Annotated in this window: 23 protein-coding genes; 7 read left to right on the top strand and 16 right to left on the bottom strand. The window is 68.2% G+C overall.

Annotated elements, in window-relative coordinates; translation table 11 throughout:
- The first annotated feature begins 1 nt into the window (after window position 1).
- Window positions 2-952, top strand: a complete 951-nt coding sequence (locus tag JMO03_RS15190) for a DUF1684 domain-containing protein (protein ID WP_238346251.1) — start codon at window positions 2-4, stop codon at window positions 950-952.
- A gap of 74 nt (window positions 953-1,026) precedes the next feature.
- A complete protein-coding gene (locus JMO03_RS15195) occupies window positions 1,027-1,989 on the top strand; it encodes a TraB/GumN family protein (RefSeq protein ID WP_202844591.1) in 963 nt (320 codons plus the stop codon).
- 75 nt (window positions 1,990-2,064) lie between these two features.
- Here JMO03_RS15195 and rnfB read toward each other — a convergent pair whose 3' ends face one another.
- The 5 genes from rnfB to JMO03_RS15220 all read right to left on the bottom strand — a co-directional run bounded on the left by rnfB (window position 2,065) and on the right by JMO03_RS15220 (window position 10,551).
- Window positions 2,065-2,490 (bottom strand): Rnf electron transport complex subunit RnfB, encoded by a 426-nt coding sequence (gene rnfB / locus JMO03_RS15200; RefSeq protein ID WP_202844592.1) that lies wholly within the window; start codon window positions 2,488-2,490, stop codon window positions 2,065-2,067.
- 46 nt (window positions 2,491-2,536) lie between these two features.
- Window positions 2,537-4,660: a methionine--tRNA ligase gene (gene metG / locus JMO03_RS15205; RefSeq protein WP_202844593.1), complete on the bottom strand. Its 2,124-nt coding sequence runs from the start codon at window positions 4,658-4,660 to the stop codon at window positions 2,537-2,539.
- A gap of 114 nt (window positions 4,661-4,774) precedes the next feature.
- Entirely contained in the window at window positions 4,775-5,176 is a 402-nt protein-coding gene (locus JMO03_RS15210) for a DUF2147 domain-containing protein (protein WP_238346228.1), read from the bottom strand.
- A gap of 166 nt (window positions 5,177-5,342) precedes the next feature.
- Window positions 5,343-7,382, bottom strand: a complete 2,040-nt coding sequence (locus tag JMO03_RS15215) for an alpha/beta hydrolase family protein (RefSeq protein WP_202844595.1) — start codon at window positions 7,380-7,382, stop codon at window positions 5,343-5,345.
- Between the two features lie 118 nt (window positions 7,383-7,500).
- Window positions 7,501-10,551, bottom strand: a complete 3,051-nt coding sequence (locus tag JMO03_RS15220) for a TonB-dependent receptor plug domain-containing protein (RefSeq protein ID WP_202844596.1) — start codon at window positions 10,549-10,551, stop codon at window positions 7,501-7,503.
- Window positions 10,552-10,811: 260 nt separating this feature from the next.
- Here JMO03_RS15220 and JMO03_RS15225 point away from each other — a divergent pair, with 260 nt between their 5' ends.
- The 3 genes from JMO03_RS15225 (at window position 10,812) to dcd (ending at window position 14,077) form a co-directional block, all read left to right on the top strand.
- The gene (locus JMO03_RS15225; RefSeq protein ID WP_202844597.1) at window positions 10,812-12,419 is read left to right on the top strand and encodes a tetratricopeptide repeat-containing sulfotransferase family protein; all 1,608 of its coding nucleotides are present in this window, start codon (window positions 10,812-10,814) and stop codon (window positions 12,417-12,419) included.
- A gap of 7 nt (window positions 12,420-12,426) precedes the next feature.
- Complete coding sequence (gene apbC, locus JMO03_RS15230; protein WP_202844598.1) at window positions 12,427-13,278, top strand: iron-sulfur cluster carrier protein ApbC; 852 nt, start codon at window positions 12,427-12,429, stop codon at window positions 13,276-13,278.
- A gap of 226 nt (window positions 13,279-13,504) precedes the next feature.
- Window positions 13,505-14,077, top strand: coding sequence for a dCTP deaminase (gene dcd / locus JMO03_RS15235; RefSeq protein WP_202844599.1), 573 nt, complete (start codon window positions 13,505-13,507; stop codon window positions 14,075-14,077).
- A 26-nt stretch (window positions 14,078-14,103) separates the two neighbouring features.
- Here the strand turns inward: dcd and pcp are convergent, their stop codons facing one another.
- The 8 genes from pcp to JMO03_RS15275 are packed head-to-tail and all read right to left on the bottom strand — an operon-like array spanning window position 14,104 to window position 19,977.
- Window positions 14,104-14,745, bottom strand: a complete 642-nt coding sequence (gene pcp / locus JMO03_RS15240) for a pyroglutamyl-peptidase I (protein WP_238346229.1) — start codon at window positions 14,743-14,745, stop codon at window positions 14,104-14,106.
- A 17-nt stretch (window positions 14,746-14,762) separates the two neighbouring features.
- The gene (locus JMO03_RS15245; protein ID WP_337926429.1) at window positions 14,763-15,716 is read right to left on the bottom strand and encodes a DUF979 domain-containing protein; all 954 of its coding nucleotides are present in this window, start codon (window positions 15,714-15,716) and stop codon (window positions 14,763-14,765) included.
- On the bottom strand, window positions 15,713-16,435 hold the full coding sequence (locus JMO03_RS15250; RefSeq protein WP_202844601.1) for a DUF969 domain-containing protein: 723 nt from the start codon (window positions 16,433-16,435) through the stop codon (window positions 15,713-15,715). Before JMO03_RS15250 ends, JMO03_RS15245 begins: the two co-directional genes overlap by 4 nt.
- Window positions 16,432-17,187: a 5-oxoprolinase subunit PxpA gene (locus tag JMO03_RS15255; RefSeq protein WP_202844602.1), complete on the bottom strand. Its 756-nt coding sequence runs from the start codon at window positions 17,185-17,187 to the stop codon at window positions 16,432-16,434. Before JMO03_RS15255 ends, JMO03_RS15250 begins: the two co-directional genes overlap by 4 nt.
- On the bottom strand, window positions 17,180-18,139 hold the full coding sequence (locus tag JMO03_RS15260) for a 5-oxoprolinase subunit C family protein (RefSeq protein ID WP_202844603.1): 960 nt from the start codon (window positions 18,137-18,139) through the stop codon (window positions 17,180-17,182). The genes JMO03_RS15255 and JMO03_RS15260 overlap by 8 nt, the downstream gene beginning before the upstream one ends.
- Complete coding sequence (gene pxpB / locus JMO03_RS15265) at window positions 18,136-18,861, bottom strand: 5-oxoprolinase subunit PxpB (RefSeq protein ID WP_202844604.1); 726 nt, start codon at window positions 18,859-18,861, stop codon at window positions 18,136-18,138. Before pxpB ends, JMO03_RS15260 begins: the two co-directional genes overlap by 4 nt.
- Entirely contained in the window at window positions 18,858-19,289 is a 432-nt protein-coding gene (locus JMO03_RS15270) for an HIT domain-containing protein (protein ID WP_202844605.1), read from the bottom strand. The genes pxpB and JMO03_RS15270 overlap by 4 nt, the downstream gene beginning before the upstream one ends.
- A 13-nt stretch (window positions 19,290-19,302) precedes the next feature.
- Window positions 19,303-19,977 carry a dienelactone hydrolase family protein gene (locus JMO03_RS15275; RefSeq protein WP_202844606.1) on the bottom strand — a complete coding sequence of 225 codons (675 nt, stop codon included), beginning with the start codon at window positions 19,975-19,977 and terminating at the stop codon, window positions 19,303-19,305.
- 101 nt (window positions 19,978-20,078) lie between these two features.
- On the opposite strand from JMO03_RS15275, the gene rimO reads away from it, so the two are divergent.
- Together rimO and JMO03_RS15285 are read left to right on the top strand one after the other, a co-directional pair.
- The gene (gene rimO / locus JMO03_RS15280) at window positions 20,079-21,440 is read left to right on the top strand and encodes a 30S ribosomal protein S12 methylthiotransferase RimO (RefSeq protein ID WP_202844607.1); all 1,362 of its coding nucleotides are present in this window, start codon (window positions 20,079-20,081) and stop codon (window positions 21,438-21,440) included.
- Between the two features lie 52 nt (window positions 21,441-21,492).
- Complete coding sequence (locus tag JMO03_RS15285; RefSeq protein WP_202844608.1) at window positions 21,493-21,912, top strand: low affinity iron permease family protein; 420 nt, start codon at window positions 21,493-21,495, stop codon at window positions 21,910-21,912.
- A 17-nt stretch (window positions 21,913-21,929) separates the two neighbouring features.
- Here the strand turns inward: JMO03_RS15285 and greB are convergent, their stop codons facing one another.
- From greB to JMO03_RS15300, 3 genes are all read right to left on the bottom strand, one after another.
- Entirely contained in the window at window positions 21,930-22,433 is a 504-nt protein-coding gene (gene greB / locus JMO03_RS15290; RefSeq protein WP_202844609.1) for a transcription elongation factor GreB, read from the bottom strand.
- Window positions 22,434-22,446: 13 nt separating this feature from the next.
- Complete coding sequence (locus JMO03_RS15295; RefSeq protein ID WP_202844610.1) at window positions 22,447-22,965, bottom strand: copper resistance protein NlpE; 519 nt, start codon at window positions 22,963-22,965, stop codon at window positions 22,447-22,449.
- 78 nt (window positions 22,966-23,043) lie between these two features.
- Entirely contained in the window at window positions 23,044-24,534 is a 1,491-nt protein-coding gene (locus tag JMO03_RS15300) for a helicase HerA-like domain-containing protein (RefSeq protein ID WP_202844611.1), read from the bottom strand.
- Window positions 24,535-24,616 lie beyond the last annotated feature (82 nt).

A 24,616-nucleotide genomic window follows, 5' to 3' on the forward strand; every position in this document is an offset into this window, starting at 1 on the left:
CATGATCAAGGGCGTGACGAGGATGGCGTGTGCATTGCTGGCGACCGCGCTGGCCGCGTGCGGCGGCGGATCCACGGGTGGCGACGTCGCGCAAGCCACCGCCGACGCGGTGCCGGCGGATCCGGCGTTCGTGACGGACAACGAAGCGTGGCGCGCGCAGCGACGCGAGCGCCTGCTGCAGCCGCATGGCTGGGCCAGTCTGATCGGCCTGCACTGGATCGAACTGCCCGCGCATTACGTCGGCAGCGGTGCGACCAGCGGCATCCGCCTGGGGAAGGGGCCGGAGCGCATGGGGCTGTTGCAGCAGCAGAGCGGCAAGGTGTTCCTGACGCCCGAACCCGATGCGGTGCTGACGGTCGACGGCGCGCCGGCCAAGGGTCGGTTCGAGCTGCTGCCCGACGTCTCGGGAACACCCACCCTCGTGGGCTTCGACGACGGCAAGGGCCAACTGGGCCTGGTCGATCGCAACGGCCGCAAGGCGCTGCGCGTCAGCCACGCCGAGGCGGCGACGCTGACCGGGCTCGGCCCGCTCGACTACTGGCCTGCCGATCCTTCCTGGCGCATCGCGGCGCGCTTCGTCCCCCATCCGGCCGGCAAGACCATCCCGATCATGGACATCACCAGCCAGCAGGCGGCGCAACCCAACCCGGGGGCCGTCGAGTTCGAGCATGGCGGAAACAGCTACCGGATCGAGGCGCTGGAAGGCGAGGAGGGCGGGCTGTTCCTGGTGTTCGCAGACCGCACCAGCGGACACGACAGTTACGCCGCGGGCCGATACATCTACACCGATGCGCCGGCCGCCGACGGCACCGTGGTCGTCGACTTCAACCGTGCCTACAACCCGCCGTGCGTGTTCACCGACTACGCGACCTGCCCGCTTCCCCCGCCCGAAAACCGCCTCGATCTCGCGATCACCGCCGGCGAGAAGAAGTACGCGAAGCCGCCGACCTGAACGATGGCGCGTCACATCCGCATCGACGGCCGCGTCGAAGACATCCCGCTGGCACACCCCGACAAGGACACACGATGACATCTCGCTGGAAGACGCCGCGCCACCTGCTCCGTTCCGCGTTCGCCGCCGCCCTGCTGGCGTTCGCCGGGGCGTTGCACGCCGACACCGCGCGAGACGGTGCGCCCATGCCGCTGCTGTGGAAGGTCTCGGACGACGACAATTCGCTCTACTTGCTCGGCTCGTTCCACCTGCTCAAGCCGGAGGACTACCCGTTGTCGCGCGATGTCGACGCCGCCTTCGCCGACGCGGAGAAGCTGGTGTTCGAAATCCCGCCGGAGGAACTGGGCTCGCCCGCGCTGGGAATGCAGATGGGCCAGGCCGCGCTGCGCACCGACGGCACTGCGCTCGACAGCGAGCTGCCGGATGAGACGAAGCAGGCGCTGGCAGCTTGGCTTGAGGCGAACGCGGCCGAACTGCAGAAGCTGCAGATGACGCCGCAGACCCTGCAACTGTTCGAACCGTGGTTCGCCGGGCTGATGGTGGCGATCGTGGAAATGGGCAAGGCCGGGCTCGATCCGGCGCTGGGGCTGGACGCCAATCTCGCGCAGAAGGCCAGCCAGGCCGGCAAGCCCACCGCCGGTCTGGAGACGGGTGCCGAACAGATCGCGTTCCTCGACGGCATGGACCGGACCGAGCAACTGCAGTTCCTGCAGGAATCGCTCAGGACCGCCGACGAGGGGCGCGCCGAGATCGACAAGCTGCATGCCGCGTGGCGTAGGGGCGATGCGGACGCGCTCTGGTCCGGCATGGCCGTGGACATGCGCAAGCAGTTCCCCAAGCTCTACCGGCGGATCAACGTCGATCGCAACGACGCCTGGGTGCCGAAACTCGAAGCGAAGCTGCAGGCCCCGGGCACCGACGACACCCTGGTCGTGGTCGGCGCGCTGCACCTGCTGGGCGAGGACGGCGTGGTCGAGAAGCTGCGCGCGAAAGGGTACGAGGTCGAGCGCATCTGCAGCGCCTGTCCCACGAAGTGAGGGATATGCCGTAGGAGCGCCTTCAGGCGCGAAAACCATCGTCGGAAGGCGCTCGCATCGCGCCTGAAGGCGCTCCTACGGGCGGGAGGGATGCAGTTCGATGCAGTCCACCGGGCAGGCCGGCACGCAGAGCTCGCAGCCGGTGCACAGCGGCGCGACGACCGTGTGCATCAGCTTGCTGCCACCGATGATGGCGTCCACCGGACAGGCCTGGATGCACTTGGTGCAGCCGATGCAGTCGGCCTCCACCACCAGTGCGACCTGGGCGGGCTTGTGCGTGCCGCGCGCGCGGTCGTAGGGGAGGGGCTCGACGCGGAGCAGGCGCGCCAGGGCGCGCGCACCGGCGTCACCACCCGGGGGGCAATGATCGATGCTGGCCTCACCGCGGGCCATGGCTTCGGCATAGGGGCGGCAGCCGTCGAACCCGCACTGGCCGCACTGGGTCTGCGGCAGCAGTAGGTCGAGTCGTTCGGCGAGATCGTACTGGCTGGCGATGCTCATGCAGGCGCTTTGGCCGGTACCATCGGGCCGGCATGCGGTCCGGCGTTCAGCGCACCGGCATGCCGGGCTGCGCGCCCGCGTCGGCATCGAGCAGCGCGAGCGCGCCGCCGTCGAAGCCGGCCGACAGGATCATCCCCTCGCTGACGCCGAAGCGCATCTTGCGCGGCGCCAGGTTGGCGATGAACACCACGTTGCGGCCGACGAGCGCGTCGGGCTCGCCGTAGCTGGCGCGGATGCCGGAAAAGATCTGCCGCTGTCCGAGTTCGCCGGCATCGAGCAGGAAGCGCAGCAGCTTGTCCGAGCCTTCGACGAAGCCGCACTCCACGACCTTGCCGACGCGCAGGTCGAGCTTCGCGAAATCCTCGATCCCGACGAAGTCGCCACCTGTCCCGCCAGCGGGCGAGGCCTCGGGGGCGGGCACCGCCACCGCCTTCGCGTCGCCGGCCTTCGCCGGTTTGGCTTCGCCGGCCGGTGCGGCGAACGTGTCCTTGCTGGCTTCGGTCATGGCTTCGATCTGCTTCGGGTCGATGCGGGTGAACAGCGGTGTGTATGGCGCGAGCGAGCGTCCCGCCAGCGCGGTACGCGTGCCCGGGCACAGCGTCACGCCGAGGTAGCGCTCCACGTCCGCGATGACCCTGGGCAGGATCGGCTTGAGCATGGCGGCGAGATCGGCGAATGCCTGCAGGGCCGTGGACAGCACCAGGTGCAGGTCGGCGCGGCGCGCAGGATCCTTCGCCAGCGACCATGGCGCGGTCTGCGCGATGTATTCGTTGGTCCAGTCCGCCGCCTCCATCGCCGAGCGGGCGATCGCAGCGAAGTTGCCCGCCTCGTAGTGCCCGGGCGCGGTCCGCAGGGTATCGAGCACCCTCGAGAGCAGCGCCTCGGCCTGCACGGCCCACTCGTCGGAAACGCCGGATGGCGTCCCGGAGGCGAGGGCGTTGTCGAACTGACCCTGCAGCAGCTTCGCGCAGCGGCTGGCGATGTTGACGAACTTGCCGACCAGGTCGCTGTTCACGCGGGCGACGAAGTCCGACAGGTTGAGGTCGACATCGTCCACGCCGCCGGAGGACTTGGTGGCGAAGTAGTAACGCAGCGCCTCGGGATCGAGCCCGCTGTCGAGATACGTGCGCGCCATCACGAAGGTGCCGCGCGATTTGGACATCTTCGCGCCGTCGACGGTCAGGTAGCCGTTGACGTGCAGGCGTTCGGGCAGGCGCAGGCCGTTGCCGGCCAGCACCGCGGGCCAGAACAGCCCGTGGAAATTGACGATGTCCTTGCCGATGAAGTGGCGCAGCTCGGCGTGCGCGCCGGGGCGGAGCATGGCCTCGAACGCGGCCTCGTCGAAGCCCGGCGTCGTGCCGCTGCGCGCGAGCGCGAGCAGGCTGGAGAAATACCCGATCGGCGCATCCAGCCAGACGTAGAAGTACTTGCCCGGATGGCCGGGGATCTCGAATCCGAAGTACGGCGCGTCGCGCGAGATGTCCCAGTCGCGAAGGCCGCCCTCGGCGTCGATCCACTCGCGCAGCTTGGCCTTGACCCCAGGGATGGCGACATCGCCCTCGAGCCACTCGCGCAGCGTCCCGGTGAAATCGCCGACCCGGAAGAAGAAGTGCTCCGATGCGCGCAGCTCGGGCGTCGCGCCCGAGACCACCGAGCGCGGGTTCTTCAGCTCGGTCGGCGAGTAGGTGGCGCCGCAGACCTCGCAGTTGTCGCCGTACTGGTCGTCCGAGCCGCAGTTGGGGCAGGTGCCCTTGACGTAGCGGTCGGGCAGGAACATCGACTTGACCGGGTCGTACAACTGCTCGATCGACCGGCACTCGATGTGGCCATCGGCGTCCAGCGCGCGGTAGAAGCGCCCGGTCAGCTCGCGGTTCTCGTTCGAGTGGGTCGAGTGGTACCAGTCGAAATCGACGCCGAAGTCGGCGAAGTCGCGCTGCTGGCTCGCCTGGGTGAGCTTGATGAAGTCCTCGGGCGCGACCCCGGCCTTCTCCGCTGCCAGCATGATCGGCGTGCCGTGGGTGTCGTTGGCGCACACGAAGTGCACCGTGCCACCGGCCATACGCCGCGCCCGCACCCAGATGTCGGCCTGGATGTACCCTACCAGGTGGCCGATATGCAGGTGCCCGTTGCCATAGGGCAGGGCGCTGGTGACGATGGCGGGACGGGGCATGTCGCGGCTGCTGAACGGGGACGCGGATTATCGCATGCGCGCCAAGAGCGGCCGCCCGAAAAGCAAAGGCCCGGCGGGTGCCGGGCCTTCTGGCGAGACAGGGGTACCGCCCCGCTACTGCCGCACCCAGACCTGGGACTTGCAGATGAAGGCCACGCAGCCTGAAACCTCGAGCTTGTCGCCGCCGTCGATCAGTTCCATCTTCGACTTGTAGACCTTGCCCTCGTCCGGCTTGAGGATCGTGCCGCCCGAGTACGCATCGCCGTCGCGCTTCATGCCGCGGATGATCTCCATCCCGGTGATCGGCTTGCCCTTGCGGTCGTCCCTGCACTTGTCGCACGCCGGATTGGGCTTGCTGGGGTTGAGCAGTTCGACGATCCGCCCGCTGAGCGTGCCGTTCGCGGCCTGGCTGATCTCGACGATCGATTTGGGCTGGCCGGTCTGGTCGTCGATGGTCTTCCAGCGACCTTCGGCGGGGTCGGCGGCGAGAACGGGCGGATTCCAGAGCAACGCCATCGTTGCGCAGATGCAAAGAACGAACAGGCGGGACATTTTTTTCTTCTCCACGATTTTCGGTGAATCGTTCAACGTGCCAGCGGCTCGCCGGGCCAGCGTCGCCGCTTGGACCGACCGGGAGGGTCCACGATGAGCGTCAGTCCGCTTGCTGTCGTAACTTGCCGGGTCAGAGTCCGCTGCCACCGCAGTCGTTGAGGAGGTAGTCCTCGATGTGCCGCAGTTGCCTGGCCATGATCGCGCGCGTCCAGGCTGGGCCGTGTCCGTAGTCCTCGATCTCATGGTAGACAACGGGCTTTCCGGAAGAGTTCGCGCGAGACACGAACCACTGCGATTGCTCCACCGGTACGGTCTGGTCGCGGACTCCGTGGTAGACCATCAGCGGGATCTTCATGTCCGAGGCACGGGTCAGCGGGCTGAGGCCCTTGACCGTATGCTCCTGCGCCTGCCGGAAGAACGGGTTGGTGTAGAACCTCGCCCAGATCCGCCCGATATCGGAGACGCCGGCTCCGGCAATCGCGCACTTGTACAGTCCGTTCGGTCGCACCGAGGCCGCGAAAGCCGAATACCCACCGTAGGAGAAGCCGAACATCGCGATGCGGCCTTCTTGGGCGATGCCCTGGTCGATCAGCCACTTCGCCCCGTCGTCCTTGTCGTCTTGCATCTTCTGGCCCCATTCCATGTCGCCGGCCATCCACAGCTTGCGTCCCCAACCGTCGGAACCGCGGAACTGCGGCCGGAGCACGGCCATGCAGCGCGAGGCCATCAGCGGAACCCACATGGACCCGTCGAAGTCCATGGTGTCGCGTGCCCACGGTCCCCCGTGGGGATGCACCACGGCAGGCCAGGGCCCCTTGCCGCATATCGCCTCGTCGGGACGGGTCAGGAAGGCCGGGATATCCAGTCCGTCGCGTGCCTTGTAATACACGAGATCGGTCTTCCCCAACGTCGCCGGGTCGATATCCGGGTAGGTTTTCGCCAGCAGGGAGAGCGTACCGTCGCGGAACAGGTAGAACTCCGGAGGCGCGGACGAGCCATCGACCGACAGCAGCACGGTCGAGAATTCCGGGGTGAAGCCGATGATCCGGTAGTCCTTCTCCGCGGGATACTCGACGGAGGCCCGGCTGCCGGTCGCGGGGTCGACGAGCTCCACGCGCCGGCTGTCGATGCCGAGGGCCTGCCTGAGGCCGGCGTCGAGCGCCCTCAGCGTCGGGGAGGTCCATTCGACGTCATCGCCACGCGGCCCCCCGTATACGAGGCCAAGAATCTCGCCGAACCCTTCGCCGGCGCTGCGGTACGGATTGACGATTACGCGGTTCGCATTGAAGAACGAGTGCTGGAACAGCACTTCCTTGCGCTGCTTGGCCGCGATGTCGTACTCGTAGATGCTCGATTTGTCCTGGCCCACGTTGCTCTGGACGAACGCGATGTTGGGGTCGTCGCTGAAACCGACGATCTGCGTCTGGTCGCGGTTCTTGACGTACGAGCGGAAGTGTTCCTCCCAGGCGCCCGTGTCCAGGTTCCGGAACTCCGCCGCGATATAGGCGCCCGTGCCATCGACCTTTGCCTGAAGTCTCGCGCGCAGCTCGCCGTTGAGGTCGGTCACGTAGCCAGCGACGTTCTCGCCGGACATCTGGACCCGGGAGGAGGACATGTTCCGCAGGTCGACCCGGTAGACATCGCCCGCGCTGGCGCCGATGTTGTTGATGACGAGGATGTGGTGGGGATCGTTGGGCAGTCGGTCCAGCACCGTCGGGCTGGTCCTGGCCTGGGTGAGCTGTTCTTCGCGCGTGTTCGCCCGGGGCAGGGTGAGCGGTTCCTTCCATTCCTTGCCCGCGAGATCGGTGATCATCAGCTTGCTCAGGAACGTCCGCGTCACTCGGTCGGTACGCAGGTCGAATGGCTGCCACAGCGTCACCGCAAGGCGGTCGTTCTTGATGAACGACACGCCCGTGAACTTCATCTTGTCCGCCCCGATGAGGGTCGGTGCCTGGTTCAGCGCATCGGCCTTCCAAACCGCGATGAAACGGTTTTCGCCGTCGGAGCGGAGCGCGGCGATGTGCTTGCCGTCGGGCGACAGCGTGAAGCTCGAGAACGCAGGGAACGCCGCAAGTTGCTCGATGCTTGGAGCCCGGTCGGGCGCCGCGTGCGAGGGCAGGCCGGAGAGGGTCGCGGCCGCGAGCGAAAGTGCAAGGAGAATCCGCTTCATGCTGGAGTCCTTCGGGGTTCCCGGTGATGTCGGGAGCGTACAACATCGCCTTCCCGGCAGAAAGAAGGCCGCCACTCTCGCGAGTGGCGGCCTTCCGTGGTGTTGCCGTATGTAGCGACTAGAACGACTTGGTCAGGTTCAGGAAGAAGGTCCTGCCGAAGAAGTCGTAGCCGCTGTACAACGGGGCATTGCCTATCGTGTTGGTGTAGGCAGAGATGACAGGTGGTTCCTTGTCGGCGATGTTGCGAACACCCACTCGGGCCGACCAGTCGTCGCCTCGGTACTGCACCGATGCGTTGGACGTGAAGTAGTCGTCTGTCTCCATCAGGTAGGTCGGACGATAGTCCAAGGGGTCGCCAGCATCGTCAACGAAATACCTTTCGTAGTAATCGTAGTCGTTCGTGGAACCCACCCATTCCAGGCCATAGTGGATGAACCAGTTCTTGACCGTATAGGACAGTTCCAGCTGGCCCGTGTACTGCGGGGCTCCGACCGTACCCGTGACGTTCCTCACCGGATCCGTACTGAAGGTCCGGCCGGCCTGCATCAGGTAGTTGGAGACCTGCGCGTTGGCGCGGAACGAACCCGGGCCGATGTCCCGAACGTAGCGAGCGGTGAAGTCCCAGCCCCGCACGAGGCTTTCAGAGATATTCACGTAGTCGGAGTTGACCGTCAGCGAGTTGTTGGCTGCACGATCCACGAAGTTGCACCAGAAGGCACCCGCATTGAAATCGGCAGGCTGGCTGTTATAGCAAAGGTTGAGGATTTGCTGGCCGCCCAGGCGGGCTACCCCGTTGTCAACCTGGATATCGTAATAGTCCGCCGCGAACGACAGGTCGCCAAACCAGGTCGGGAACTCCGGCTGCAGCACGATGCCGGCGGTCAAGGCCGTGGAGGTTTCTGCGGCCAACCCAGCTTCCGCACCACCCCGAGTGAATATCGTGACACTGTTGGTCTGGTTGAAATTCGGCGGCAGGCCCAGACTGGAGCAGTTGATGTATCTCGGGGAGCTTGTATTGCTGATGTTCCCCCAGTTGTTACAGGGATCGATGTTGGCGCCCAGGAAGCCGCTGGTTGCCCCTAGGAATTGCTCGAACAAAGCGGGCGCACGGTAGGATGTGCCGCGAGAGGCGCGAAGCGACAACCAGCTGACCGGCGTGTATAGCATGCCGATCTTCCAGGTCGTGTCGTCTCCGTAAGAGTCATAGTCGGTGTAACGGCCTGAGGCGTTGAAGACCAGTTCCTCCGCGAACGGGAGGCCGGTCAGCACGGGGATCTCGATTTCCGCGTAGGCTTCGGTGACCGAATCCTCGCCTCGGGTTGGCGTGGAAGAGGTAAATCCGAAAAGATTGCTGGATATGGAATTCGGATCTGGGGTGTCGTCGATTTCCTGACTACGGTGCTCAACACCGAAGGCCGCGTTCACGGTGCCATAGGGAACGTCGAAGAGCGGGCCGCTCACGCCGGCGGTGAAAGTGGACTCTGTGTAGAGGGTGTTGCCACGAGTGTCCTGCATGATCCAGTCACGATACGCCTGCGACAGCTGGCCCCCGATGACTTCGGCGCTGAGGACCGGTGCGGCGACGCAACCGCCAGATGCATCGCGGCAGACGAAGCCGCCGTTGCCGTCCGGGACCACGTCGAAACTGCGTGCGATGCGATCGGTCAGGCGGTTCTCGGTGTAATAATTCGCGTCTGATCGGGCGTAGCTGAACGATGCGTCGTAACTCCATTCCGAACCGAGGTTGCCACGCAGCCCGGCAGTCGTGCGGAAGAAGTCTACAGTCTGCCAGTTCTTGTAGAGCCCCCAGCCGATGAAGGCGCGTGCCGCGACATTCTGTCCGTTCGTCGAGCCATCCCTTGGCGCCGCCGCGAACGCCGGAAGCCCTACGAGGTCGCCCAGGAGCGGACTGCCGACGGGATAGTCCATCACGTGCTGCAGATACCCGTTCTGCTTGGATTCGCGGCGATGCACCAAGCCTTCGAAGTACAACTCGGCATCACCGAGCGCTTGCAGGTCGAAGCCGGCCTGCAGGAAGCCCGTGTAGTTCTTCGTCGGGGAGATCAGGGACTCGCGCAGCATTCGCGGATCGAAGCTGTCGCGACCGTACAGATCGACGCCCTCGAACCCGGGGAATCCGTCCGTAACGGCGGGGTTGGGGCGCCAGCGATTGAAGTAGTCCAGCCCCCCATCCCAGTCTTCGGGGAAGTAGGTGCCGTAGTAGCCCAAGCTGCCCAGACCGGGCTGGCCGAGCATATAGGCGGTACCAAGGGTATTGATCGTCACGCCGCCGTTATCGATGGTCCAGCATTTCGGCTGCCCGGTAATCGGGTCGATATAGTCGTCGGCGCCGTAGCTGCCATCGGCACGACGGCCAATGAGCGGGAGCGGACATCTGCTGGCCCAGTCCCTTTGGCCGAGCGTCATCTCGGAGCGTTGGAAGATCTCGAACGACCCCGCCACACGCCAGCGGTCGCCGGTCTTGCCGCCCATGATGGCGCCACGGGTTTCGTCGCCGCCGCCATCCTGGGTGGCGTTGTGCTGGAAATCGACTGTGAAGCCGTCGACCCTGGGCTTGGTGATGATGTTGACCACGCCGGCGACGGCGTCGGATCCGTAGATGGACGAGGCGCCGTCCTTCAGGATCTCGATGTGGTCGACCATGATGTTCGGCAGCACGTTCAGGTCTGCCGACCCGACCGCGCCACGCGAGCCCGCGGGCGACACGCGGCGGCCATTGAGCAGGAGCAGGGTGCGGGTGGCGCCGAGGCCGCGCAACGACAGCGTGTTCACGCCGGGGCCGCCATTGACGACGAAACCACCAAAGGCATTGTTGATCTGCGAAGACCCGCCGGTGACCGAATTGCTCTGGAGCACGCCTGCGGTGGAGTTGAAGCCGGCCGCTGTGGTTTCCTCGCGGGTAATCACCTGGACCGGGGAGACCGAGTTGAAGGTGTCCCTAGCGATCCTTGACCCGGTGACCACCATCCTGTCGAGGGACTGGACCGGGGTGCCCTCGGTCGTCGCGGTTTCCTCGACTTCCGCTTCCTCGTCCTGCTCGGCGTCCTGGGCAAGGACGGCTGCGGACGGGAGCACCAGGGCCGCGGCCAAGGCCAGAGTCAGCCTGTTACGAATGAAGCCGTTCGCGCGATTCTTTTGCGGTTTCATCAATATCCCCTTTGAAATCAATATCTTAAGCGGAAGTAAAGTTTACGCAAATTGAAAGAACGTGTCGTGCAGCCGATGCTAACACCAAATTTGCGATGAATGCCGTTTCGGTTAACGGAATCATTACGCCGTATTGACATCTTCGTGTGCGACGGACCGGCTGGAGTGGCGCGCGGCCTGCGCCTACACTGTCGGGCTAAATGAGCCCCTCCTCATCCGTACTTCCCTCCCCGACCAGTGTCCCGGCCTCCGGTAATCTGTTGGAGCAGGCACTGGCCAGGGGTATTGCGTTGCTTCGCGCAGGGCGGTTCTCCGATGCCGTCACGTTTGGAAAGTCGCTCGTCGCAACTTGGCCCGCGCAGCCCCGCCTGTTCGCATTCCTCGCCGATGCCTGCCAAGCCGCAGGCGATCTGGAGGAGGCCATTGATTGGATCGACAAGGCCATCGCCATCGATCCTGCGGTGCGCCACAAGGTCAAGAAGGCATGGCTGCTGTCTGGCGCGCTGAGGCGGGACGAGATTCCGGCACTGGCCCTGCAGATCCTCGCCCAGGCGGACAGCGAGGGTGGGCCCGGCCTCGTGTACTGGCAGGTGGCGCGGCTCTACTACCTCCATAACCGCCTGCGGGAGGCCATCGAGTGCTACGAGCGGGCCCTGCGTCTGGAGGATAGACCGGATTGGCGCTACAACCTGGCGTTGGCGAGGTTCTATGCCGGCGACGCCGCGCTGGCCGAGACCGATCTGGAAGGGCTGCTAGCGCACTCACCCCAGGCGGGCACCGCGATCTACCTGCGCTCCGTGCTCCGCAGGCAGAAGCCGGAAGACAACCATGTCGCCGATATACGGGCCCGCCTCGGCACCGGCTTTCAGAAAGTCGAGAACGAGGCGGCCGCGTTGTATGCGCTGGCCAAGGAGTTGGAGGATCTCGGCGAGTACGGGGAATCGTTCCGGACGCTTGAATCCGCGGCCACGGCCAAACGTGGAACCATTGTCTACGATGTCGGGAAAGTGACCCGCGGCCTGGGCGAGATCTGTGCATCGATGGACGAGGCGGCGATGGCCGGGCCGACCCAAGGGCACGCGGAACCCGGCGCGATCTTTATCGTCGGCATGCCGCGCACCGGCACCACGCTGGTTCAACGTCTGCTCATGCAGTCGGGCCGCGTGGCCGACGCGGGCGAACTGCTGGACTTCGGGTTCCACCTTACGGCTGGAGTGGAACGAATCCGCCGGGAAGACCCCCGGCTCCTGCCCACACAGGCTGCGCTGCAGGCCGATTTCGCGGAACTGGGCCGCAGATACATGCTGGGCGCACGGCAGATGGCCGACGGCGCAGAGATGTTCATCGACAAGCTGCCGGCCAACTTCATGTATTGCGGAATGATCCGCAAGGCGCTGCCCAACGCCAGGATCATCCATCTGGTTCGGGACCCCCTGGACAGCTGCTATGCGATCTTCAAGACACTGTTCTTCAGCGCCTACGAGTTCTCCTACGACCAGGAAGAGCTGGCCGAGTACTACCTCGCATACAGGCAGATGATGCAGCATTGGCACGAGGTCATGCCCGGGACGATCCTCGACGTACGCTACGAGGAACTGGTGACCAATCCGGAAGAGCAGTCGAGGCGGATCTACGACTGGTGCGGCCTGGACTGGAGCCCGAACGCTCTGGCTGTACCGGATCGCCAGGCCGCGTTTTCGACCGCGAGCGCGGCGCAGGTCCGCGAACCGGTCCACGCCCGTTCCGTCAACAGTTCCCGCCGCCATGTCGAACGTTTGAAGCCGTTGATCGACAGGCTTGCCACGGGCGGCGTGCTGGCAGTGCATGATTACAATGTCCCGGACACGGGTCGAACCGATGTCGCCTGAGGTTCCAATGGGGTCCGTTCCCGCGCGATCCGTCCAGCCGAAACTTTCTCCACTTCCGCGCATCCGCAACATCCTCGCCATCGCTTCCGGCAAGGGCGGCGTCGGCAAGTCGACGACGGCCGTGAACCTGGCCTTGGCCCTGGCAGCGGACGGAGCGCGGGTCGGGGTGCTGGACGCCGACGTCTACGGACCGAGCATCCCGATGATGCTGGGCCTGTCGGGCAAGCCCGACAGCCCGGACGGCAAGTCGATCCTGCCGATGCGGGCGCACGGGATCGAGGCGATGTCGATCGGGTTCCTGGTCGAGGCCGATACGCCGATGATCTGGCGCGGGCCGATGGCGACTTCCGCGCTCACGCAACTGCTCAACGACACGCTGTGGGGTGGCGAGGAGGGGCTGGACTACCTCATCGTCGACCTGCCGCCCGGCACGGGCGACATCCAGCTGACGCTGGCGCAGAAGATCCCGGTCGCCGGCGCCGTCGTGGTGACCACCCCGCAGGACGTGGCCACGCTCGACGCGCGCAAGGCGCTGCGCATGTTCGAGAAGGTGGACGTGGCGGTGCTGGGGCTGGTGGAGAACATGGCCGAGCACGTGTGCTCGAACTGCGGCCATGTCGAGCACCTGTTCGGGCAGGGCGGGGGCGAGCGGATGGCGGCGCAGTACGGGGTGCCGCTGCTAGGGTCGCTGCCGCTGGAGATCGGCATCCGCGAGCAGGGCGATGCCGGCGCGCCGATCGTGGCATCGGCGCCCGCTTCGGCTGCGGCCACCGCCTATCGCGAGACCGCGCGGCGGCTGGTCGAGGAACTGTCGAAGCGTCCGCGGGCGCCGCGCGGCATCTCCGCGTCGCTGCTGTAGGACAGCCCGGGAACGCTGCTTCCCGTTGCGGGACGTTCCGCTACCTGCTAGCGGATCCGGTGTCGCATCGTGACGAGGGATGTGCATCGCAGTACCACCCGATCCCGTCGCTCCCTGGTCCCGGGTCGACTGCCGGCATGCGCACGCTGCACTGGGGGCGGCTTACGGCCGGCCCGGGCCCGCCCTACAATGCGCGCTTCCGGCCGCGCGCCGCAGGGAACACCGCATGAGTATCAAGAGCGACCGCTGGATCAGGCGCATGTCCGAGCAGCACGGCATGATCGAGCCCTACGAGCCGGGCCAGGTGAAGCAGGCCGCGGGCGGTCGCATCGTCAGTTACGGCACCTCGAGCTACGGCTACGACGTGCGCTGCTCGCGAGAGTTCAAGGTGTTCACCAACATCAACTCCACGATCGTCGATCCCAAGCATTTCGATCCGAAGAGCTTCGTCGACATCGAGGCCGACGAGTGCATCATCCCGCCCAACAGCTTCGCCCTGGCGCGCACTGTCGAATACTTCCGCATCCCGCGCGACACCCTGGTGGTGTGCCTGGGCAAGAGCACGTACGCGCGCTGCGGGATCATCGTCAACGTGACGCCGCTGGAGCCCGAGTGGGAAGGGCACGTGACGCTGGAGTTCTCCAACACCACGCCGCTGCCGGCGCGCATCTACGCCAACGAGGGCGTGGCGCAGATGCTGTTCTTCCAGTCCGATCCGGACGACGTCTGCGAAACCTCGTACAAGGATCGTGGCGGCAAATACCAGGGACAGACCGGCGTCACGCTGCCGAGGACCTGATCGAAGGCCAGGCGCCGCGCGCCGCGCTACTCCGTCGTGCCGGCGCCGATCCGGAGGTCCTGCTGCGTGGTGAGCGCCACGCGGAGCGCGATGCGCAGGGCGTCGACGATCTGGTCATGCGTCAACGCGCCTTGAGTTCCACCCCCGGCTGTAGGGTCTACGGTGGGCGGCACGTGCACGAAACCTGCGCGCATCCTGCGCCCGCGCGACATGTGCATCAGTCCGTAGAACACGTGGTTGCAGACGTAGGTGCCGGCGCTCTGCGAGACCTCCACCGCAACGCCCGCCTCGTGGATCGCCGCGTACATCGCCTTGATCGGCAGCGTCGAGAAATAGGCCACCGGTCCGCGGCGCACCACCGCCACATCGACCGGCTGGCGGCCGGCGTTGTCGGGAATGCGTGCGTCGTCGACGTTGATCGCGACGCGCTCGAGCGAGATCGCGCTGCGCCCGGAGGCCAAGCCGGTACACAGGACCAGCGCCGGTCGCAGCTCCCGGATCGCCCGGCGCAGCGCGTCGCGCGCCACACCGAACTCGACCGGCAGTCGTCGCGCAACGACACGGTGGCCTGCGATCGCCTCGCCATCGAGTACGCGCGCCGCATCCCAGCTCGGGTTGCCTGCTGCCCCGTCGAACGGCGCGAAACCGGTGAGCAGGACGTTGCGCATACGCGGGCCTCGGGTGCTCATCGGAACACGATGAAATACATCAGCACGATGTTGCACGCCAGCAGCGGCAGCGCGGTGGCCACCTGCTGGCGGATCACCGCGTTCGGATCCTTCAGCTCCAGCAGTGCGGCAGGCACGAGGTTGAAGTTCGCCGCCATCGGGGTGAGCAGCGTGCCGCAGTAGCCCGACAGCATGCCGATCGCGGCCAGCGGCGCGGCATCGGCGCCGTGAAGCCGCACCAGCAACGGCAGGCCGATGCCGGCGGTCATCACCGGGAACGCGGCGAAGGCATTGCCCATGACCATCGTGAACAACGCCATGCCCAGCGCATAGGCGAGCACCACCACGAAGCGGTTGTCGACCGGGATCGCCATCTCCACCAGCGCCGCCACCGCCTCGCCCACGCCGGCGGCCGCGAACACACCGCCCAGGGTGGCCAGCAGCAGCGGCAGCAACGCCGCCCAGCCGACGGCGTCGATCAGGCGGCGCGACTGCTCGACCGCGCTCCACGGCGTCTGCCGCGTCAGCCGGCAGGCGGCGATCGCCGCGACCACGCAGGCGACGCCGAGCGCGACCAGGGTGGTCTGTTCGCGGCCGAGCAGGTACACGCCGCCGACCGACACGTCCTTCAGCACCACGGCCAGCAGCACGCAGACCCCGGGGATCAACAGCGCCGGCCAGAACAGGCGGTTGCCCAGGCGCGTGGCCTCAACCCGTTTGGCCTCGTCGGACGGCTCGTCGTAGCGGCCGCGGCCCAGCCCACCGAAGCCCGCCAGGCAGGCGAGCACCACCACCACCACGCCGACCGCGACCGGTGCCAGGCGGTCCGCGGCCAGGAACATCAGCCCGAGCAGGCCCCAGAACAACGCCGTGGCATGGCGGCGCGGATTGTGGCGGTCACGCAGGCCGAGCGCGGCCACCGCCAGCAGGTAGGCGCCGGCGAGCCAGTAGATCATCTGCAGCGTGATCACGGTCCGGGCTCCGGCGCCACGGCGTCCCGTCCCGCCGCATCCCGCAGCGCCGCCGCTTCTCGCGCAAGCTGCGCGTCCATCCGCAACAGCCGCGAGGCGTGGATCAGGAAGGCACAGATCGCGGTGGGGATGCCCCACAGGGCGATGTGCAGCGGTTCCAGCACGATGCCGTGCTCGGCGAAGAAGCCCTGCATCAGCAGCACCGCGCCGAAGGCGATGAACACGTCCTCGCCGAAGAAACGGCCGACGTTCTCGCTGGCGGCGGTCATCGCCTTGATCCGCTCGATGGTGGCCTCGGGCAGCGTGCCGTGCGCATTCTCGGCGGCGCCGACCGCCATCGGCGCCATCAGCGGGCGCACCGTCTGCGCGTGGCCGCCGAGGTCGACCAGCCCCAGCGCCGACAGCAGCTGTCGGCCCCCGAGGTAGGCCGTGAGCGCGCGGCCGGTGGTGGCGCCGCGCAGGCGCGCGATCCACTGCTGCGCGCGTTCCTTCAGGCCGTGGCGCTCGAGCAGCCCGATCGCCGGCAGCGTGAGCAGGAACAGCGCGAGATACCGCTGCTTGGTGAACGCCTCTCCGATCAGCGACAGCACGTCCAGCGGCGTGATGCCGGCGAGCAGGCCGGTGGCGATGCCGGCGGCCACCACCACCAGCGCCGGATTGAGCCGCAGCATGAAGCCGAGCACGACCAGGGCGATACCGAGCAGGGGCCACCAGTTCATTGTGTCGCGCCCGGCGCGAGCACGCGGATGCCTTCCGCTTCCAGCGCGGCGCGCAGCGCGGCGGCGAAACGCGCCGCGTCGGGACGGTCGCCGTGCAGGCACAGGGTGTCGGCGCGCAGCGGCACGCGGGTCCCGTCGAGGGCGGTGACCGCGCCCTCGCGCACCAGCATGCGTACCTGCGCCAGGGCGGCGTCGAGGTCGTCGATCACCGCGCCCGGCCGATCGCGTGGCGTGAGTCGGCCATCGGCACCGTAGCTGCGTTCGGCGAAGGCTTCCCCGGCGACGGACAGGCCCGCGAGCCGGCCGGCCTCGGCCAGGGCCGAGCCGGACAGCGCATAAAGGCGCAGCGCCGGGTCGATGGCGTGGACCGCCGCGGCGATGGCATCGGCCACGTCGGTGTCGCGCGCGGCGAGGTTGTAGAGCGCGCCGTGCGGCTTGACGTGACGCAGTCGCGCGCCGGCCGCCTCGCACACGGCCGCCAGCCGCCGCACCTGCGCCAGCACCAGCACGTGGATGGCGCCGGGACCGAGGTCGAGTTCGCGACGTCCGAAGTGTTCGCGATCGACGAAGGACGGGTGCGCGCCGATGGCGATGCCGTGCGCCTGGCACAGCGCGACGGTCGCGCGCATGGTGGCGTCGTCGCCGGCGTGGCCGCCGCAGGCGATGCTGGCCGAGCTGACGTGCGGCACGATCGCGGCGTCGTCGCCGCAGCCTTCGCCGAGGTCGCAGTTGAAATCGATCCGGTCAGGCAAGGGCGCGCTTCGCGTCGAGGGCCAGCGCGATTCTATGCAGGCGCTGGCGCTGGCGGCAAAGTGCGGCGCGGGCCTCGTCGGGCGCGCAGGGCGAAAAGCGCAGGCGGTCGCCGGGCCGCAGCTGCGCCAGCGCCGGCCAGTCGGCGCGGATCGCGTGGCCGATCCGCGGATAGCCGCCATGGGTCTGCGCATCCGCGAGCAGGACGATTGGCTGGCCGTCCGGCGGCAGTTGCACGGTCCCTGGCACCACCGGTTCGGACACGCGTTCGCCGCGCTCCGCGGCCGCGATCGCGCGCCCCAGCAGGCGCAGCCCCTGCCGGTTGCTGGCGGGCGTCACCTGCCACGCATGGGCGAACAGCGCTCCCGGCGGCGCGGTGGCGTCGGAGCCGGCGAGCACGCGCACCACGCGATCGCCGCCGCGCGGCCGGTCGTCGGAGGAGGGGTCGATCCACCAGTCGGGAAAGCGCACGCTGTCGACGTTGGCCGCGCCTTCGATGGCGAGCCGGTCGCCACTCCGCAGCGGCCGGCCCGCGATCCCACCGAAGCCCGCGCGCAGGTCGGTGCTGGCGCTGCCCAGCACCGGCACGACCCGCAAGCCGCCGCGCACCGCGAGGTACGCGCGCGCGCCGTCGCGACAGCGCCCCAGGCGCAACACGCCGCCGGCGGGGACGGCGACCGGGCGCGAGGTCGGCAGCGGGGTCCCGTCGCATTCCGCCTCGATCCCGCCCCCGCACAGCGCGATGCGCGCGGCGACGTGGAAGCGCAGCCTCGGCCCGGCCAGCGTGATCTCCAGCGTGGGTGCACCCGCCGGATTGCCGGCGAGCAGGTTGGCGAGCGCGAACGACCACGGGTCCAGCGCGCCGCCGTCGGCGATGCCGTGCCGCCGCAGGCCGCGGCGGCCGGCATCCTGCAGCAGGGTGGCGACGCCGGGCGCGAGGCACTCGATGCTCATGCCGCCGAATCCGCCTGCAGCGCTTCGAATGCGGCTTCGTCGATCGGCCGGAACCGGACGCGCTGGCCTGCGGCCAGCAGGCACGGCGACGGCCAGGACGGGTCGAACAGCGCCAGCGGCGTGCGCCCGACGAGGCGCCAGCCGCCGGGGCTCGCGCGCGGATAGATGCCTGCCTGGGCGCCGCCGATGGCGACGCTGCCGGCGGGCACATGGGTGCGCGGGCTCGCCAGCCGCGGCATCGCCAGGCGCGGGTCGAGGCCGATCAGGTAGGGAAAGCCGGGCGCGAACCCGACCATGGCTACCCGGTAGTCACCCGCGCAGTGCAGCGCCACCACGTCCGCCCGCGACAGGCCTGCGTGCGCGGCGATGTCGTCCAGGTCGGGCGCGCAGGCGGGTGCATAGCAGACCGGGATCTCGACGGTGGTGGCCGGAACTTGCATCGATGCGTCAACGTCTTCGGGACTCGCCGCATCGAGTTGCCGGCGCAACCACGCGCCCGCGGTCGCGAACGCTTCGACGCCGGCATCGGTGCAGGGATCGATGTCGAGGAACACCGCCAGCGACGCGTACGCCGGCACGACCTCGCGCAGCCACGGCGGCCGCGCCGCCTCGATCCGCCGCACCAGCGCATGCACGCGGGCGTTCAGCGCCGGGTCGATCCCGCGACCCAGCCGCAGCAGCAGCGCGTCCTCGCCCAGTGGTTCGATGGTGGCGTCGTTCACGCGCGCAGCGCGGCGTCCAGCAGGCGGATGCGACCCACCAGCGCCTCCGGGCTGTACGGGCGCGCGGCGACACGGCCCCACACCGGCGCCGGCCAGGCCGGATCGTCCTCGAAGCGCGCGATCACGTGCACGTGCAGTTGCGGCACCAGGTTGCCGAGCGCGGCGACGTTCAGCTTGAACGGGCGGACCACCTCGATCAGGGCGCGACCGGCCAGGTCGATCTCGTCGGTGAGGCGGTGGCGCTGGCCGGCGTCGAGGTCGAGCAGCTCGCGGGCCTCGGCGATGCGTGGCACCAGCACCAGCCAGGGATAGTTGGCGTCGTCCATCAGCCGCAGGTCGCACAGCTCCAGCGATGCCAGCGGATGGGTGTCCGCGGCGAGCTGGGGATGCAGGACGTAGCGGGGCGGTTCTTGCGGGTGATGGCTCATCGTCCGGGTCCGTTCAGCGCAGCGCGGCGTCGAGGAAGGCCAGCGTGCGCTTGCGCGCCAGGGCGGCGCTGGTGGGGTGGAAATGGCGCGGGTCGACGTCGCGGTTGAAGGCGTGACCGGCGCCGGGGTAGATGTGGATCGCGGCGCCGGGACAGGCGTCACGGTGCGCCTGGATGTAGGCGGGCGGGGTGGTGGCGTCGTCGCCGCCGAAATGGAACAGCATCGGCGCGCGCAGCGGCTCGCCCAGGAACGGTTCGGTTCGGGCGCCGTAGTAGGAGACCGCGGGGAGGCCCAGGCGGGTATTGGCGAGGAAGGCGATGCTGCCGCCCCAGCAGAAGCCGATCGCGGCGACCTTCAGGCCCTCGCCCTGCAGTGCCTGCGCGGCGGCACGGACCACGCCCACGGCCCGCTCCGTGCCCAGTTCGCCGACCAGTTGCCGCCCCCGGGCGAACCCGGCCTCGTCGTAGCCCAGTTCCACGTTGCGTGCGACCGGATCGAACAGGGCCGGCGCCAGGGCGACGTAACCGGCGGCGGCATAGCCTTCCGTCACGCAGCGGATGTGCTCGTTCACGCCGAAGATTTCCTGCACCACCACCACCCCGCCCAGCGCCGCGGCGTGGTCCGGCGGATCGGCGCGCCAGGCGTCGATCGGTCCCTGCGGCCCCCGGATGACGATGTCGCGACCCATGCAAGGCTTCCGTCCGGCAGATGGCCCGATTCTAGCCGAGGCTATAATTCGCGCCCCGTGACGCCGGGCGTCGCGCGTCCGAACACCAGATACAGCCCCCCATGCCCGCAGCCAGTCCCAAGGTCGGTTTCGTCAGCCTCGGCTGCCCCAAGGCGCTGGTCGACTCCGAGCGCATCCTCACCCAGCTGCGCGTCGAGGGCTACGAACTCGTCCAGAGCTACGACGCCGCCGACGTGGTGGTCGTCAACACCTGCGGCTTCATCGACTCGGCGGTGGCCGAGTCGCTGGACGCGATCGGCGAGGCGATCGCGGAGAACGGCAAGGTGATCGTCACCGGCTGCCTGGGCAAGCGCGCCTCGCTGATCCGCGAGACCCACCCCGACGTGCTCTCGATCAGCGGCCCGCAGGATTACGCCAGCGTGATGTCGGCGGTGCACGCGGCGCTGCCGCCGAGGCACGATCCCTTCGTCGATCTGGTGCCGCGCCGCGCGCGCGAGGACGACGTCGGCATCAAGCTCACCCCCAAGCACTACGCCTACATGAAGATTTCCGAGGGCTGCAACCACCGTTGCAGCTTCTGCATCATCCCGTCGATGCGCGGCGACCTGGTCTCGCGCCCGGTGGACGAGGTGCTGCGCGAGGCCGAGCGCCTGGTGGAACGTGGCGGCGTGCGCGAACTGCTGGTGGTCTCGCAGGACACCTCCGCCTACGGCGTCGACGTGCGGTATGCCGAACGCGAATGGCGCGGCCGCGCATACCAGACGCGGATGAAGGCGCTGTGCGAAGGGTTGTCGGAACTCGGCGCCTGGACGCGGCTGCACTACGTCTATCCTTACCCGCACGTGGACGACATCATCCCGCTGATGGCGGACGGCAAGCTGCTACCGTACCTCGATATCCCGTTCCAGCACGCGAGTCCCCGCATCCTGCGGCTGATGAAGCGCCCGGGCGCGGTCGACAGGGTTCGCGAACGCATCGCGCGCTGGCGCGACATCTGTCCGGACCTGACCATCCGCAGCACCTTCATCGTCGGCTTCCCCGGCGAGACCGACGCCGAGTTCGAGGAACTGCTCGATTTCCTGCGCGAGGTGCGCCTCGACCGGGTCGGCGCGTTCGCCTATTCGCCGGTGGACGGTGCCACCGCGAACGCATTGCCCGATCCCGTGCCCGAAGCGGTGAAGCAGGAGCGGCTCGCGCGTTTCATGGACGTGCAGGCGGAGATCTCCGCGCAGAAGCTCGAGGCGAAGGTGGGCGGGGTGCAGCGCTGCCTGGTGGACCTCGTCGACGGCGAGCTCGCCATCGCCCGCTCGCGCGCCGACGCGCCCGAGATCGACGGCGTGGTCCAGGTGCAGAACGGCCGCGAGGCGGGCCTGCAGCCGGGCGATTTCGTCGATGTGGAGATTCTCGGCGCCGACGAGCACGACCTTTACGGCGAGGCGGTGCCGGCGCTCGTCGCCGGCTGAGCGGCCGGCGGCGTTTGCGATACTGCAGCTCCTGCATCCCTGGAGCCGCGCCATGGTCGGCGACCGTGTATTCATCCACCTGGCGCGGGCGGCGTCGCGCTTCACCGGACGCTCGCTGTGTTTCGTGCTGGCGCTCGGCGTGATCCTGGCCTGGGGCCTGACGGGGCCGCTGTTCGGCTTCAGCGACACCTGGCAACTGGTGATCAACACCGGTACCACCATCGTCACCTTCCTGATGGTGTTCCTGATCCAGAACACGCAGAACCGCGATACCGAGGCGATGCAGATCAAGCTCGACGAGCTGATCCGGGTCACGCGCGACGCCCACAATGCGCTGCTCGACCTCGAGGAACTCAGCGACAGGGAGATCGAGGCCTTTCGCGCGCGCTACATCGCGCTGGCGCAGCGCGCGAGGCGCCGTGGCGAAGTGCTCGACGACCTGGAGAACGAGCCGGGTCCGGCGGACGCCTGAGCGATCGTCCGCAAGACTCAGTCGCCGTAGCGCACGTCGACGATGAAGAACCGGGCGGCTCCGCCCGGCAGCTGCGCCTCGAACTCGTCGTCGACCCGCTTCTTCAGCATCGCCCGGGCGAGCGGTGAATCGATGCTGATCCAGCCGAGCCCGGCATCGGTCTCGTCCGGACCGACGATGCGGTAGCGCGCGGTCTCGCCGCTGGCGGCGTTCTCGACCTCGACCCGTGCGCCGAAGAACACCGCCTGCGGATCCGACGGCGCGGCCTCGACCACGCGCAGCGATTCCAGCCGTTTGCTCAGGTAGCGCACGCGACGGTCGATCTCGCCGAGCTGCTTCTTGCGATAGGTGTACTCGGCGTTCTCGGAGCGGTCGCCTTCGGCGGCGGCCGCGGAGAGGGCCTTCACCACCTCCGGGCGCTGCACGCGCCAGAGCTGGTCGAGTTCGGCCTTGAGGCGCGCGTGGCCCTCCGGCGTGACCAGCGCCGTGCTCTTCTCCGCGGGCGGGCGCCAGCGACCCAAGGCGACGGCCGGGTCAGCGCCGCAGGCTGAGGTTGTGCGCGCCCTGCGCGGGGTTGCCCGCGGCATCGAGCATGCGGATTTCGTCCTTCGACACGACTTCGAAGTGGCGGTCGCCCGCATCCTTGGTGTCCGGATCCAGCAGCAGCCGCGCGCCGGCGTCGTCGACGGTCCAGGTGCCGGACGTCTCCTGCGTGGAGTCGCCTTCGTGCCGGGTCTCGGCCAGCTGGAAGCGGCCGTCTGCGGCGATCACCAGGCGGGTGTCGATTCCCGGGCAATCCTCGCAGGGCAGGATGCCGGAGAACGTGCCGGCGAAATCCTTGCGGTCGAATCCGGCCGGATCTTTCGGCGCATGATGGACCACGGCGATGGCGTCGGTACCCGCGACGGCGGCGCCGGACGCATGTCCGGAACCCGCCCCGGCGGTGATGGGCTCCGGTGGTTGCGGCGGCGCCGGCTCCGGATCGGGCTGGCAGGCGGAGAGCGCGAACGCGAGCGGCAACAGGACCAGGCCGGGTGCGATGCGAAGGGTCATGGCGAAATCCTTGTCTGAAACGCTGGAGGCGTGCGGGCGAGGGTAGGGCGCGCGCAGTGAAGAATCCGTTCCATCACCCTACTTGAGGATGCCGCCGAGGATACCGCGCACGATGCGGCTGGTGATCGTGCGCGCGGCCTGCTTGCCGGCGGCCTGGACCACGCCTTGGCGACGCTTGGTGCCGAACAGCCATTCGTTGACCGCGCGTCCCATGCCGCCTTCGGCCTCCGCCGCATCCTTCCCGCCTTTCGCCGGGGGCGCGCCGGCGTGCGCGGTCGCGGCCTGCGCGCGCGCCGCCAGCAGCTCGGCCGCCGATTCCCGGTTCAGCGCCTTGTCGTACTTCCCGCCCACCGGGCTGCCGGCCCGCACCTGCGCGCGCTCGGCGTCGGTGATCGCGCCCATGCGGCAGCGAGGCGGGACGACCAGGGTGTGTTCGACCGGCATGGGGATGCCCTTGTCCTGCAGCGTCGAGACCAGCGCCTCGCCGGTGCCCAGCTTGCCGATGGTCTGCGCCACGTCGAGCCCGGGGTTGGCGACGAAGGTCTCGGCCGCGGTCCGCACCGCCTTCTGGTCGCGCGGGGTGAAGGCGCGCAGTGCGTGCTGCACGCGGTTGCCTAGCTGGCCGAGGATGTCGCCGGGCACGTCGTCGGGGAACTGCGAGCAGAAGTACACGCCCACGCCCTTGGAGCGGATGATCCGCACCACCTGCTCGATGCGCAGGCGCAGCGCCGGCGGCGCGTCGTCGAACAGCAGGTGCGCCTCGTCGAACACGAACACCAGCCTGGGTCTGTCGAGGTCGCCGACCTCGGGCAGGGTCTCGAACAGTTCCGACAACAGCCACAGCAGGAAGCTCGAGTACAGCCGCGGCCTGAGGATCAACTGGTCGGCGGCGAGAATGCCGACCACGCCGCGGCCGCCGGTGGTGGTGCGCATCAGGTCCGCCAGTTCCAGCGCGGGCTCACCGAAGAAGTGGTCGCCGCCGTCCTGCTCCAGGCGCAGCAGCGCGCGCTGGATCGCGCCGACCGACTGCGGGCTGACCAGGCCGTACTCGGTCGAGATCGTCTTGCGTTCCTCGACCACCAGGTTCAGCAGGGCGCGCAGGTCGTCGAGGTCGAGCAGCAGCAGGCCACGGTCGTCGGCCAGCTTGAACACGATGTCGATCACGCCCGACTGGGTGTCGTTGAGCTCGAGGATGCGCGAGAGCAGCGCCGGGCCCATTTCGCTGACCGTGGTGCGTACCGGATGGCCGAGCCTGCCGTACAGGTCCCAGAACACGACGGGGCTGCCTTCGGGCGTCCAGCCTTCCACGCCGATCTGGTCGACGCGTGCCCGCAGCTTCTCGTTCGTCGTGCCCGGCACGGCGAGACCGGCGACGTCGCCCTTGACGTCGGCGAGAAACACCGGCACGCCGATCCGGGAAAAGCCTTCGGCCAGGGTCATCAGCGTGACCGTCTTGCCGGTGCCGGTGGCGCCGGCGACGAGGCCGTGGCGGTTGCCGTATTTCGACGGCAGATGGACCTGGGCGCCGTCCGAGCTGGTGATCGCCTTGCCGACGAGGATCTGGTCCATGTGTGCGTTCCGGTGGGGATGTGGCGATTCTATGGCGTCGGCGCGACGCGGCCCAGGCAAGGGCGCAGGGGCCTTCCTTGTG

The organism is Luteimonas saliphila (assembly GCF_016774335.1).
Lineage (GTDB): Bacteria > Pseudomonadota > Gammaproteobacteria > Xanthomonadales > Xanthomonadaceae > Luteimonas > Luteimonas saliphila.